This window comes from Rugamonas rubra, from assembly GCF_900114705.1.
Classification (GTDB): Bacteria; Pseudomonadota; Gammaproteobacteria; order Burkholderiales; family Burkholderiaceae_D; genus Rugamonas; species Rugamonas rubra.
Genome location: NZ_FOTW01000004.1, coordinates 195,651 through 208,073 on the forward strand (window position 1 = coordinate 195,651; position 12,423 = coordinate 208,073).

A 12,423-nucleotide genomic window follows, 5' to 3' on the forward strand; every position below is an offset into this window, starting at 1 on the left:
ATGATATCAGTTTTGTCGTACCGCCACGGCGGCCGGCGCGCCGCCCAGGGTGATCTTTTCGCCGTCCTTGGCCGGCGTGAACAGCTCGGCCGGGTAGGTGAACAGCCAATCGGCATAGCGTGCCTTGCGGCGCAGGGCGGCGTCGTCCGGGTCGAAGTTGTCCTGCTTGAGCGGGATCTTCTCCGACAGCGAATGCACGCCGACGATGCGGCCCTGCTGCAGCACCAGACCCCATTCGGCCTTGCCGCTGATCGGGTCGGCGTACAGGCGGCGCAGGTGGCGCCGTGGGTTGGCAAAGCGCGGGTCCTTGAGCAGGTCCTCCAGCCGCAGCGGGTATTGGTTCTGGCCGTTGATGGCGCCGTTGCCGCCGGCGTTGTGGTAGCGCTCGATGGCGGCGCGGAACTCGTGGCCGATGAAGATCAGCTCGCGCTCCTTGTCGCGCCGCGCCGCCGTGGCGAACAGGCCGGAGGTGACCACCAGGCCGACGCCCATGAAGGCCAGCAGCAGCAGCGTCCACAGGTAGGCGAAGCCGCGCGCGGGCGGGGTGCTCATAGCTGGCCGAAGGGCACGCCCTCGCGCGTGCGGCCCTTGGCGCCGCTGCGGATGTCGGCCACGCCGGGTTTGTCGGCGTCCTGCGAGGGCAGCAGCTGCCAGGTGGCGGCCGATTCCGTCACCGGGTCCAGCGGCACGCTGCGGAAGTAGCGCTGCGTCACCAGGTCGGCCAGCGCGGCCGGGTACTCGCCCTTGTCGGCGTAGTATTTGTCGATACCGCTGCGCAGCACCTGCAGGTTCTCGCGCAGCGCCACCTCCTTGGACTTTTCCACCGAGCCGAAGTAGCGCGGCAGCGCGATGGTCAGCAGCAGCGAAATGATGGCCAGCACCACCAGCAGCTCGATCAGCGTGAAGCCGCCGCGCTTGTGAGTTGGATTCACCATGCATTCACCATAGCCGCAGCGGCACGCCGTTCAGGCCCACCTTGGGCGAGCGCGAGGCGACGTCGAACACGTCGTCGCCCTCGCTGGGATTGTCGGGCGGCGAGTTGTAGCTGCGCAGCGCCCAGCCGGCCGCCGCGCCGTCGCTGTCGGCGCTGGTGGCGTTATTGCTGGCGAAGGGGTCGCGCGGCAGGCGGCGCAGGAAGTAGATGTTTTGCTTGCGCGGGCTGCGCTCGTCCGGCACGCCGCGCACCAGGTCGTCGAGCTTCTTGGGAAAGCCGGAGTCGCCGATGGCCAGCTTGATGCGGCCGGCGTCGGCGGCCCGCTTGTAGGCGTCGATCGCCTCGCGCAGCTCGATCAGCGCGTCGCGCAGTTGGTGCTCCTTGGCGCGCTGCAGCGCCACCTGGGTCATCGGCACGGCCACCATCGCCAGCGTGCCCATGATGGCCAGGGTGATCATCAGCTCGATGAAGGTGAAGCCGGAGGCGCGCCGGCGCGGGCTAGGGCTGGCCATGGTCACTGGCCCTTCTTCGGCGTGTTGTTGGGCGTGGCGCCAGGCTTGGCCCGGCTGGTGGTCGGCGGCGGCTCGGCCGCCTGCGCGGGGGCGGGGGCGGGCGGCGCGACGGGCGCGCCGTCGGCGTCGCCGCCGGTCATGGCGTTGCCACCGCCGGTCATCGGCGATCCACCGCTTTCCTGCGGCGCCTCGGGCAGGGCCGGCGCGGCGGGGCCGACGCCGGCCAGCAGCGGACCGCGCCCGCCGATGTCGCTCTCGGTGCCGGAGTTGAACTCGGCGGCGCTCAGCTCGGGGCGGCGGATGGCGCGCAGCACGCGCGGCGTGATCGACAGCACGATCTCGCTGCGCAGGCTGTCGTCCTTGTGGCTGCCGAACAGGCGGTCCAGCACCGGCAGCTCGCCCACGCCGGGCACGCGGTTGCCGGAGGCGCGGTCCTCGTCGCTGATCAGGCCGGCCAGCACCTGGGTCTCGCCGTCCTTCAGGCGCAGCGTGGTGGTGGCGCTGCGCGTGCCGATCTGGTAGGCCTGGGTGCCGGATTTGCTGGTCACCACCTTGATCACGTTGCTGACCTCCAGGTTGATTTTGATGGCCACCTCGTCGTCCAGGTAGACGTTCGGTTCGACGTCGAGCTTGAGACCGACGTCGACGTAGTTGACGCTGTCCGAGCTGACGCCGTTGTTGGTGGTGACGGTGATGACCGGCACCCGGTCGCCGATCAGCACCTTGGCCTTGTCCTTGTTGCGTACGCGGATGCGCGGATTGGCCAACAGTTTGCTGTCGCTGTCGGTCAGGCCGGCCTTCAGCACCACCGGCCCCAGGCCCAGCTTGATGTTTTTGCCGTTGATGTGGCGCAGGTCGTTCACGTACAGGCCGTTCTGCGAATTGGCGGCGCCGCCCAGGCTCAGGGTGGCGCTGTCCGGCCACTCGATGCCGACCTCCTGGATGCGCGAGCGCTTCACCTCCAGCACCTCGACCTCCAGCATCACCTCCGGGTCGGCCAGGTCCTGCACGGCGATGATGCGCTCGGCCATGCGGATCATCGCCGGCGTGTCGCGCATGATGATGATACCGGTGCGTTCGTCCGTCACCAGGTCGCGCGCCTTGAGCAGGGTCTTCAACGAGAAGGCCACGGTCTTGACGTCGCCGTTGGTGAGGAAGAAGCTGCGCACCAGCAGCTGCTGGTAGTCCTTCACCTTTTGCGGCGTGTTGGGGTAGATGGTGACCGAGCGTTCGCCGGTGACGGTTTGTTCCAGCTGGTTGGCGCCCAACAGCATGCCGATGGCATCCTCGATGCTGGTGTCGCGCACCGAGATGGTGGCGCGGATGTTGGGATCGACCTCGCGGTCGAAGACGAAGTTCAGGCCCGACACCTTGCTGATGAAGTCGAACACGGCGCGCAGCGGCGCGTCGCGGAACTCCAGCGTGACCGGCTTGCGGTAGGCCGCCGCGAGCCGGCCGCCGGCCGGGCGCAGCCGACCCATGGCGTCGTTCAGCCGCGTCTTCAGGCGCAGCGCGTCGCGCTGGTTGGGGCGTTCCAGCAACACCGGCCGCAGCAGCTCCTGCGCCTGGCCGAGGTTGACCTCGCCGCCCCGCCCGAGCAGGGCCTCGGCGGCGGCCAGCGCCTGTTGGTGGCGGCGGTCCTGCGCCAGCGCCTCCAGCCCCTGGCGCGCCACCGTGTTGTTGGCGTCGATGGCCAGCGCCTGCTTGTAGGCCTGCTCGGCGGCGGCCAGGTCGCCCTTCATGCGCAGCGCGTCGGCGCGCGTGTTCATCGCGTGGACCAGGCGCAGCTTGCGGTTCAGCAGAACGATGCGGAACTCGGCGTTGTGCGGATCGTCGCGCGCCGCCTGCTCCAGCTTGGCCAGACCCGGCTCGACCTGGCCTGCGTCGAGCAGGGCGTTGCCCTCCTTGAAGGTCTGGCTGCCGGCGCAGGCCGTGAGTAGCAACGCAAGGAGCAGTGCTGGCAGCAGCGTTGGCAGGCCGGTGGTGGTGTTGTTCAATTCGTGTCCCCTACGACCAGTGATTGCTTTTGATTGAGTGGCAAATAGATGAAGTGCAGGGCGTCGGCGCCGACGCTGTCGAGCACATAGCTGTCGTCGATCTTGTCGCCGGCGTGGGCGACAATGTTGCGGCCGTCCAGTTGCAGGAAGAAGGCGGCCTTGCCCTCGTCGACGAAGCGGCCCATGAACAGAAAGGGCAGCGGCGGCGCGCCGGCCGGCCCGGCCGGCTTGGGCGGCGCCGCCGCTGGCGAGGACTCCTGTTGCGCCGGCATGGGCTTCCTCGGCGCCTCCGGCTGCCAGCTTTGTTTGGCGAAGACGTTGCCAAGCTCGTCGTCGTCGCCGTCGTGACCATCGCCGTTGTGCCGGCGCGGCTGGATGCGCAGGGCGTTGGCGGCGTCGGCCTGGGCCGCCGGAATCAGCGGCGTGGCCGGCAGCACCGGCGCGGCGGCCGGCGCGACGGCGGGGCGCTCGCGCGTGCTGGCGCCGGCCGGGCCGACCACGCCGCCGTCCTGGTCGGGCGCGAAGTAGGCGGCCAGCAGGGTGGCGCCGGCGGCGGCGATCAGCAGCTTTCTCATGGCCGCCCGCCGCGCTGGCGCACCAGCAGCTGGAACTGAATGCGCGCCTCGACCTCGCCGGCCTCGATCTGCTCGCGGCGCAATGCCACCGAGTCCAGCGTCAAGGTCGGCAACGCCTGCAGCGCGGCCAGGATGAAGGCCTGCACCTTGGCGTAGTCGGCCTTGATCGGCAGCGTGATCTGGTAGCGGGTGAAGCCGCCGCGCGGTTCGGCCTGCGCCTTGTAGTCGGCCTTGGCCAGGGTGACGCCGTTGGCCAGGGCCACTTCGACCAGCGCCTTCAACTGGTCGGGGATCATGTCGTGCGCCGGCAGATAGGCTTGGAAGGCGGCCACGGCGCCGGCGTCGCTGGCGACCAGCGATGCCGGCGCGGCCGGCTGGGCGGCGGCGCGCGCGGCCTGCTCCAGTTGCCGCGCCAGCGTCAGTTTGTGCTGCTCCAGAGCGGCGCCGTGCCATAGCGCCAGCGCCGCCAACACCAGCGCGGCGGCACCGGCCAGCGCCCCAGCGCCAAGTTGGCGCGCCATGCGTTTGGCCTGCCACAGCAGGCGCGGCACCAGGTTGGCGGGCAGGCGCAGGGATGGCGCCGGGCGCGGGTTCATTGCCGCCATTGGGCCTCCAGTTGGAATCGATAGGCGTGCTCCGCCGTCGTCGCGCTCATCTCGTGCTTGACCAGATAGACCGACTTGAACAGCGGCTGCTGGTTGAGGAAGGCCAGGTAGTTGATCATGTCCTGCGCCGTCTCCGCCTCGGCGCCTATCTTCAAGGCGCCGGCCGGGCTATCCGCCATGCCCTTGGCGACGCTGGCGCCGGCCTCGGTCTGCTCCAGCTCGGGTTGGCCGTTCAGGTCCAGCGACAGCAGGGCGACGCGGATGTCGCGCGGCGCTTGCAGCGTTTTGATCAGGCGCGCCACCGGCAGGTTGAGCTGGCGCACCGCCTCGGCGATGGCTTTCAGTTGCAGGTCCAGCTCGCGTTGGCGCGCCGGGTCGAGCACGGCGCGGGCGACCGGGCGCGGTTGTGCCTGCGCCAGTTGCGCTTCCAACCGCCGCACGTCCTGCCACTGGGCCAGCCAATTGGCGCCGGCCGGCAGCAGCGCGGCCAGGCCCAGCGCCAGCAGCGCCAGGCGCCAGCCGCGCGTGGCCGCGCCGCCGGGCCGGTGGACGAAGTTGAGCCGGCTGTCGCCGCGCCGCCCGGCGGCGGCGCCCAATTTGTTCAGTTCGCTCAAGTCGCTCATGCCGCCTCCATCAGCGCGCCCGACGCCGAGCTTGGCGCGCCGTAGGGGCCGGCCACCAGCTTGAATTGCGGCGCCAGCAGCTCCTGCGGGCGGGCGGCGCCGCTCATGTCGACCACCAGGATCTCGGCGATGCCGGCCAGCTCGGGCGCGCGCAGCGTCCAGCGCTGCCAGGCCTGCGCCAGTTCGGCGTGCCAGCCGGCGCCGCAGGGCTGCGTTTGGATCGCCGCGATGCCGCCGCGCGCCAGCGCGGCCAGCGTCATGCGGCCCGCTTCGACCACGGCGAAGGCCTGCGGTTTGGCCGGCGCCAGCGCGCGCCAGACGGCGCCCAGCAGCGGTTCGACCACGCGGCAGCGCCGGCCCTGTTCCTCGGCCAATTGGCGCAGGCCTTGCAGCAGCGCCGCGTCGATGCCGCAGACCAGGCGCGGTTGGCCGTAGGGGGCGTCGTCGGCGCACAGGCTCCAGCCGCGCGCGGCGTCGCCGTACACGGCGGCCAATTGGTTTTGTAGGAAGCGCGCCGCGCCCGGCTCGGCCAGCAGGGCCTCGCTCCACGGCGCCAGCGTCATCTGGCACCAGCGTCCGGCCAGGCTGATCTCCAGCGGCGCGCGCGCAGTGGCGCCGGCGGGTTTGTCTGCGCTGGCACTCTGCGCCAAGCCGAGCAAATACTCGCGCAGCGCGTCGAGCGCGTTCTGCCAGTGGCCGTCCGGCCTGGCGTAGGCCAGGCGCTGCGCGCCGGCCGGGTCGGGCCGGCGGCCCCGGCGCGGCAGCGCCAGCAGCTGTTGCGGGCCCAGGTGCAGGCACAGGGTGGCCGGCGCGAGGTGTTCAACATGCTCAATAAGTGACACGGTTCAGCTCCGTCAAGGTGGTTTCGCCCAGCCGCACCAGGTCCAGCGCGGCCTCGCGCGCCAGGCGGAAGCCCATGCCGGCGGCCTCCTCCTTCATGCGGCTGAGCGGGGCGCGGGTGCAGATCATCTCGCGCATGGCGTCGTTCAGGACCAGCACCTCGGCCACCGCCTTGCGGCCCTTGTAGCCGGTGCCCCGGCAGTGGCCGCAGCCGGCGCCGGCCATGAAGCGCCAGCCGGCCACCTGCGGCGCCGTCAGGCCGCTGTCGCGCAGCTCCTGCGCGTTGGGCGCGGTGTCGACGGCGCAGTGCTCGCAGTTGAGCCGCAGCAGGCGCTGCGCGACGATGCCGTTGAGCGCCGCCGCGAAACTGTACGGGTCCACCCCCATGTGCAGGAAGCGGCCGACCACGTCGAACACGTTGTTGGCGTGCACGGTGGTAAACACCAGGTGGCCGGTCAGCGAGGCCTGCACGGCGATCTGCGCCGTCTCGTCGTCGCGGATCTCGCCGATCATGATCTTGTCCGGGTCGTGCCGCAGGATCGAGCGCAGGCCGCGCGCGAAGGTCAGCCCCTTCTTCTCGTTGACGGGGATCTGCAGCACGCGCGGCAGGCGGTATTCGACCGGGTCCTCGATGGTGACGATCTTGTCGCGGCCGGTGTTGATCTCGGTGATGGCGGCGTACAGCGTGGTGGTCTTGCCCGAGCCGGTCGGCCCGGTCACCAGCAGCATGCCGTGCGGCTTGGCGGCCAGCCGGCGGATCTGCGCGATGGCGTCGGCGTTCAGGCCCAGGCTCTCCAGCCGCAGCGCGGCGGCCGCCTCGGTCAGGGCGCGCCGGTCGAGCAGACGCAGCACGGCGTCCTCGCCGAAGATGTTGGGCATGATGGAGACGCGGAAGTCGATCTCGCTGCCCTTGACGCGCACCTTGAAGCGGCCGTCCTGCGGCACGCGGCGCTCGGCGATGTCGAGGTCGGCCAGCACCTTGATGCGCGAGATGACCTGCTCGGCCATTTGCAGGCCCTGCACCTGGCCGGCCTGCACCAGCACGCCGTCGACGCGGTACTTGATGACCAGGCTGGCGACGTCGCATTCGAGGTGGATGTCGGAGGCCTGGAACTTGAGCGCGTCGTAGATGGTCGAGTTGACCAGCTTGACCACCGGGCTGCTGTCCTCGCTGATGCGGATCAGCGAGATGTCCTCGACGTTCTGCTCGGCGTTGGCGCCCGCCGCGCCGTCGTCGTCGGCCATGTCCTGCATGGCCTGCTGCACGCTCTCCAGCTGCGCCAGGTAGGCGGCCAGGTCGTCGGCGTGGGCCAGCGCCACGCTAAAGGTGGCGCCGGCGGCGCCGGCGGCGTAGTCGGCCCATTGCAGCAGGTCGTCGGCGAAGGGGTCGGCGACCACCAGCACCGGGGCGCCGGCCTGCGGGCAGTGCAGCAGCACGCAGTCGCGCTGGGCGCAGTCGGTGTAGGGCAGCAGCTCGAAGGCCGGACGGGCCGCCTGCAGCCGCGCCATGTTCCAGGCCGGGTAGCAGAACAGCGCGGCCAACTGGCGGGTGAACTCCTCCGGCGTCAGGCCGGCCAGCTCCTGCAAAATGGTCAGCTGCGGCCGGCCCTGCGCCTGGGCGGCGGCGCGCGCCGCGTGCAGCAGCTCGGCGCCGAGCACGGCCGGTTCGCGCGCGTTCACGACAGGCTCCCGGCCAGCTCGAAGATCGGCATGTACATCAGCACCACCACGCCGCCGATCACCACGCCGATCAAGGTCATCAGCAACGGCTCGAGCAGGCGCGAGGCCCAGTCGACCCAGCGGGCGAACTCCTCGTCGTGGAACTTGGCCGAGCGCTCCAGCATGTCGCCCAGCCGGCCGGTGTTCTCGCCGACCCGGAGCAGCGACTGCGCCACCGGCGTGGCCAGGCCGTTCTGCTCCAGCGCGGCGGAGAAGGGCAGGCCCTGCTCGACGGCGCGGCGGGCGCGCAGCAGCTGCTCGCGCTGCTGCGGCAGCAGCATGGCGCCGCTCATGGCCAGCGCCTTCGACAGCGGAATGCCGGCGTGCAGCAGCAGGCTGAGGGCGCGGTACAGCCGCGCCAGGCGGAACTCGGCGGCCTTGGCCGCCAGCAGCGGCAGGCGCAGCACGGCCAGCACCAGGCGGGCGCGCAGCGCGGCGTTGCCCAGGCCGAGCACCAGCGCGGCGACCGTGCCGCCCAGCGCGGCCAGGCACAGCCAGGGGTGCGCCGCCAGCGACTGGCCGAAGGCCAGCAGCATCTGCGACAGCCAGGGGATCTCGCGGCCCGAGCTTTCGTAGACCACGCTGAACTTGGGCACCACGTAGCCGAGCAGGAACAGGGTGACCAGGGTGCCGACGGCCAGCAGCATGGTCGGGTAGATCGCCGCCGACACCAGCTTCTTGCGGATCGCGTCGAACTGCAGCTGGTAGGCGACGAAGCGGGCCAGCGCCTCGGGCAGGTTGCCGGAGCGTTCGGCGGCGTGCACGGTGGCGACGTAGAGGTCGGGGAACACGGCCGGGAAGCCGGCCAGCGTGTCGGAGAAGCTCTGGCCCTGCTGCAGCGCCAGGCGGATCGCCGCCAAGGTGGCGCGGGCGCCGGCGCGACCCTCCTTGTTGTGCAGCGTGGCCATGGCCTCGCCCAGGTTCAGGCCGGCCTCGAGCAGGGCCAGCAGCTCCTGGCTGAACTGCAGCAGCGGCAAGGGCTGGCGGCCGCGCGCGGCGGCGGCGGCGCCGGCCAAGCCGCCAGCGGTGCCGGCGCCGGTGCCGATGCCAGCGCCGGCCGGCGCGCCGGCGATGGACAGCACGCGCCAGCCGTTGCGCGCGGCCTGGCGGATCGCCTCGGCCTCGCTGGCGGCGTCGAGCGCCACGCTGCGCGCGCCGGCGCCGCCCTGTACCTGCAGATGGAAGCGCATCGCGGCCTCAGGCGCGCCACCCCGCGCGCGTTGGGGTGGCGGGGCGGGCGGCGGGCTGGGACGAAATCTGTGTACGCATCGGTCGATCGCAATCGGAAAAAATGCAGAACAGTCGGGTAGGCTGAGCTACCTTAGACCGCTGGTGTAAAAAAATCAACGTTGTTCGAAGTCCTGTTGTAAAACGGCCCCGCCGGCGCGGCGGGGCCGTTTGGCTACCGGCTTACTGGGTCAGCAGGCTGACCTTGTCGACCACGAAGGAGGTTTGCAGCGAGGCGTCCTCGGTCATGGCGAAGGACAGCCGCACGGTCTGGCCCTTGTAGGCCAACAGGTCGAAGCTGCGCATTTGATAGCCGCTGGCCGCGTTCTTGTTGGAGTAGGTGGCCAGCGTGCCGAGCACGGCGCCGCTGCTGCTCTTCACGGTGACGACCAGCTTGTCGTAGACCACCGCCTCGGTTTCGGCCGTGTCGATGTGCAGCGCGAAGCTCAGCGTGGCCGAGGTGGCCGCCGCCGGGATCGCCACGCTCTGCGTCAGCGTCTCGGTGGCGCTGTTGCCGTTGCCGCCCAGCCAGGCGAACTTCGTGCCCTCGTAGGCCGTCTGGCCGGCGTAGCTGCCGATCACGCCGGTGCTGCCGCCCCAGCCGGTGGCGCCCGACTCGAAGCCGCCGTTGGCCACCCGCTCGGTGCTGCCGCCGCCGCCGGTCACGGTCAGCGTGGCGCCGCTCGAGGTGGCGCTGCTGGCCGGCGAGGCCGAGTCGGTGACGGTGGCGCTGAACACCGCGCCGCTGTCGGCCGTCTGCGCCGTCAGCGTGTAGGTCGGCGCGGTGGCGCCGCTGATCACGGCGCCGTTGCGCAGCCACTTGTAGCTGTAGGGCGCGGTGCCGCCGCTGGCGCCGACGGTGAACGAGGCGGATCCGCCCGGCGCCACCGTGACGCTGCTCGGCTGGGTCGAGATCGACACGCCGCCCGGCACGCCGGACTCGTCGACGTCGGCGCCGACGTTGATCGCCGCGTAGGCGCGCTTGACGGCGGTGGCCTCCTTGCTGCCCACGCCGTACAGCTCCTCGGCCGCCTGCAGCACCTTGTTGCGCGCGTCGGCGTAGTTGGTCAGCTGGGTGAACTTGGTGGTGTTGGCCTTGAACCAGATGCGGAAGGCCTTGTCGTTGCCGATGCCGGTCATCGCCGCCGGACTCTTGTTCAGGTAGGAGCTGTAGTAGTCGCTGCTCGAACTGGCGTTGGAACCCTGCGACAGGAAGTAGAACATGCGGTTGTTCGGGCCGCTGCTGTAGTGGACGTTCAGGTTGCCGATCGAGCTGCTCCAGGCGTTCGGGCTCTTGCCGTCCTTGCTCGGCTTGTACATCCAGCGCAGCGGCTGGCCGGTCTTGCTGATCTCCACGCCCATCATCCAGTCGTTGCCGCCGGGGATGGTGGTGCCGGTGCCGCCGGCGCGCGCGTAGGCCTCGACCATGTCGCCGCCGATGTCCGAGCTCGACTCGTTCAGGCCGCCCGACTCGCCGGAGTACTCCAGGTTGGAGGTGGCGTCGGTGACGCCGTGCGACATCTCGTGGCCGATCACGTCGAGCGAGCCCAGGCTCTTGAAGCTGCTGCCGTCGCCGATGTACATGCATTTGCAGCCGGGGTCGAAGAAGGCGTTGTCGTAGTCGTTGTCGACGTGGGCGGCGATGTAGGTCGAGGTGTTGGCGCCGTCCAGGCTCTGCCAGCCCAGCACGTTCTTCAGCGCGTCGTAGGTGTTCATCAGGCCCCACATGGCGTTGACGGCGGCGGTCTGGCCGTTGGCGTTGGTGGTGCTGCCGCCGCTGATGTACTGCTGGCCGTCGCCCCAGACGTTGCTGCTGTTGGTGTAGACGCTGCCCGGGTTGGGGTTCGATTCCGGGCTGTGGTTGGCGTTGGTGATGGCCATCGCGCCGAACTTGCCGCCCACGCCGCGGCTGGCGTCCTTCATCGAATAGGTGCTGCCCGACAGCGTGGTGTTGATCGGCACGGCGCCGTTGTACTGGCTGTTGCCGGTGCCGACCACGGTTTGCAGCGCCTCCCACTGCTTGAGCACGGCGCCGGTCTTGGCGTTCAGGATGGTGTCGCGGTAGACCAGCTTGCGCTTGTCGGCCATGCGCGTCTTGACCAGGTAGGCCAGCTCGTAGTGGTCGAGCACCTGCTCCAGGTCCATCGCGTTGAGGGCCGCCTCGGCCTTGTTCTCGGCGCCGGCCGCGCGCACCGTCTTCATCACCGGATAGATCATCAGCTCGGCCTGCGGCTCCCAGCGGTGCAGGCCGCGCGGCGCCACCGCCTTGACCACCTTGTCGATCGCCTCGGCGGCGCCGAAGGCCGGCGCCAGGTCGGCCAGCGGCGCGGCCGCCGTGCCGCGCGCGCCGTCCTTGGCGGACAGGCCGGCGCGGCGGTCGGCCACCGACTCGCTGACGATCTCGCCGGCGTCGTTGGTGACGATCACCGACTCCGAGCCGTAGATGCGCAGGCCGTTGTAGGTGTGCTGGGCGCGCGTGATGCGCGTGCCGACCACGCCCGGGTGCTGCGCCGCGATGGCGAAGCCGTGGGCGGCGTCGAGGCCGAGGGCGCCGCCGCGCGCCTTGAGTCGGGCCACCAGGCCGGCGTTCTCTTGTGGAGAGGCCTGGCCGGCCGGCGCCGCCATCAGCTGGCCGTTGGCCTGGGCTGGGTTGTGGGCCATCAGCGGCAGCGCGGCGATGGAAGCGGCGATTAGGGTCATACGTAAATTCATCTCTTCTCCGTGTGGTGTGGGTATGTTGGATGGGCGACCCGGCCTGTGCGTGCGCGGCCGGCCCGGCGCCTTCCGCCGCCGCTTCGCGGGTAGCGGGCGGCGGCGCGACGGCATGAAAACGGCGGGCAGGGGCGACACTATTCCCATCGCCGGTGGCAAGTCAAAAAACTTCGGAAATTGGTCGGACGGGGTGTGGAATGTTAAAAATTGGACATTCTTGCCGGCATGGGGGAGGATGGGGGCGGCCGCCGGCACGCGCCACGGGCCCGCTTCGGTGCCCTTCGCCGCCTATCTAGCGCGAAACGGCCGGCAAGGCGCGCACGATAGGCCGGAAATGTGTTAAATCCGCCACGGAATAGAATTAACACTCTAAATTCGTCAACAATGCGACACAATGGCCGGGTCTTCGGCAAATGACAGTTGCGAAATTTTAATATTGCGATTTACACTAGCCAATACCGGCCGGAATACTGTTCCGCCGGCCCATAAAAAGCGCAGGGCACAACCCGCAAAAAACACAGCGCATTCGGGAACCACAGGAAGGAAAACATGACTCCATTCACAGCACTGGCGCCTCGCCACCGCATGTCCGCCGCCGCCTCGCACACGGCCTTGCCGCCACCGCCATAGCCGCCGCTCCCGGCGCACAGCGTCGCCGCGCGCGGAGTGGACAGCGTTC

11 protein-coding genes are annotated in these 12,423 nt (G+C 70.2%); all 11 read right to left on the reverse strand.

Going from position 1 to position 12,423, the window contains the following annotated elements:
• Positions 1-6: 6 nt before the first annotated feature.
• Complete coding sequence (locus tag BM252_RS00920; RefSeq protein ID WP_093382366.1) at positions 7-552, reverse strand: type II secretion system protein; 546 nt, start codon at positions 550-552, stop codon at positions 7-9.
• Positions 549-935 carry a type II secretion system protein gene (locus tag BM252_RS00925; RefSeq protein WP_093382368.1) on the reverse strand — a complete coding sequence of 129 codons (387 nt, stop codon included), beginning with the start codon at positions 933-935 and terminating at the stop codon, positions 549-551. The genes BM252_RS00920 and BM252_RS00925 overlap by 4 nt, the downstream gene beginning before the upstream one ends.
• A gap of 4 nt (positions 936-939) precedes the next feature.
• Complete coding sequence (locus BM252_RS00930) at positions 940-1,446, reverse strand: type II secretion system protein (protein WP_093382371.1); 507 nt, start codon at positions 1,444-1,446, stop codon at positions 940-942.
• 2 nt (positions 1,447-1,448) lie between these two features.
• Positions 1,449-3,443: a general secretion pathway protein GspD gene (locus tag BM252_RS00935; protein ID WP_245774019.1), complete on the reverse strand. Its 1,995-nt coding sequence runs from the start codon at positions 3,441-3,443 to the stop codon at positions 1,449-1,451.
• The gene (locus BM252_RS00940) at positions 3,440-4,018 is read right to left on the reverse strand and encodes a hypothetical protein (protein ID WP_093382373.1); all 579 of its coding nucleotides are present in this window, start codon (positions 4,016-4,018) and stop codon (positions 3,440-3,442) included. Before BM252_RS00940 ends, BM252_RS00935 begins: the two co-directional genes overlap by 4 nt.
• Positions 4,015-4,623: a hypothetical protein gene (locus tag BM252_RS00945; RefSeq protein WP_093382376.1), complete on the reverse strand. Its 609-nt coding sequence runs from the start codon at positions 4,621-4,623 to the stop codon at positions 4,015-4,017. Before BM252_RS00945 ends, BM252_RS00940 begins: the two co-directional genes overlap by 4 nt.
• Positions 4,611-5,246, reverse strand: a complete 636-nt coding sequence (locus BM252_RS00950) for a hypothetical protein (RefSeq protein ID WP_093382378.1) — start codon at positions 5,244-5,246, stop codon at positions 4,611-4,613. Before BM252_RS00950 ends, BM252_RS00945 begins: the two co-directional genes overlap by 13 nt.
• The gene (locus tag BM252_RS00955) at positions 5,243-6,088 is read right to left on the reverse strand and encodes a hypothetical protein (protein WP_245774020.1); all 846 of its coding nucleotides are present in this window, start codon (positions 6,086-6,088) and stop codon (positions 5,243-5,245) included. The genes BM252_RS00950 and BM252_RS00955 overlap by 4 nt, the downstream gene beginning before the upstream one ends.
• Positions 6,075-7,766, reverse strand: coding sequence for a GspE/PulE family protein (locus BM252_RS00960; RefSeq protein WP_093382380.1), 1,692 nt, complete (start codon positions 7,764-7,766; stop codon positions 6,075-6,077). The genes BM252_RS00955 and BM252_RS00960 overlap by 14 nt, the downstream gene beginning before the upstream one ends.
• Complete coding sequence (locus BM252_RS00965; RefSeq protein WP_093382382.1) at positions 7,763-8,995, reverse strand: type II secretion system F family protein; 1,233 nt, start codon at positions 8,993-8,995, stop codon at positions 7,763-7,765. Before BM252_RS00965 ends, BM252_RS00960 begins: the two co-directional genes overlap by 4 nt.
• A gap of 220 nt (positions 8,996-9,215) precedes the next feature.
• A complete protein-coding gene (locus tag BM252_RS00970) occupies positions 9,216-11,732 on the reverse strand; it encodes a M4 family metallopeptidase (RefSeq protein ID WP_425442238.1) in 2,517 nt (838 codons plus the stop codon).
• Positions 11,733-12,423 lie beyond the last annotated feature (691 nt).

Coding starts and splice junctions, on each gene's coding strand:
- BM252_RS00920 (WP_093382366.1), bottom strand. CDS start 552: ATGAGCACCCCGCCCGCGCGCGGCTTCGCCTACCTGTGGACGCTGCTG.
- BM252_RS00925 (WP_093382368.1), bottom strand. CDS start 935: ATGGTGAATCCAACTCACAAGCGCGGCGGCTTCACGCTGATCGAGCTG.
- BM252_RS00930 (WP_093382371.1), bottom strand. CDS start 1,446: ATGGCCAGCCCTAGCCCGCGCCGGCGCGCCTCCGGCTTCACCTTCATC.
- BM252_RS00940 (WP_093382373.1), bottom strand. CDS start 4,018: ATGAGAAAGCTGCTGATCGCCGCCGCCGGCGCCACCCTGCTGGCCGCC.
- BM252_RS00945 (WP_093382376.1), bottom strand. CDS start 4,623: ATGGCGGCAATGAACCCGCGCCCGGCGCCATCCCTGCGCCTGCCCGCC.
- BM252_RS00950 (WP_093382378.1), bottom strand. CDS start 5,246: ATGAGCGACTTGAGCGAACTGAACAAATTGGGCGCCGCCGCCGGGCGG.
- BM252_RS00965 (WP_093382382.1), bottom strand. CDS start 8,995: ATGCGCTTCCATCTGCAGGTACAGGGCGGCGCCGGCGCGCGCAGCGTG.
- BM252_RS00970 (WP_425442238.1), bottom strand. CDS start 11,732: ATGACCCTAATCGCCGCTTCCATCGCCGCGCTGCCGCTGATGGCCCAC.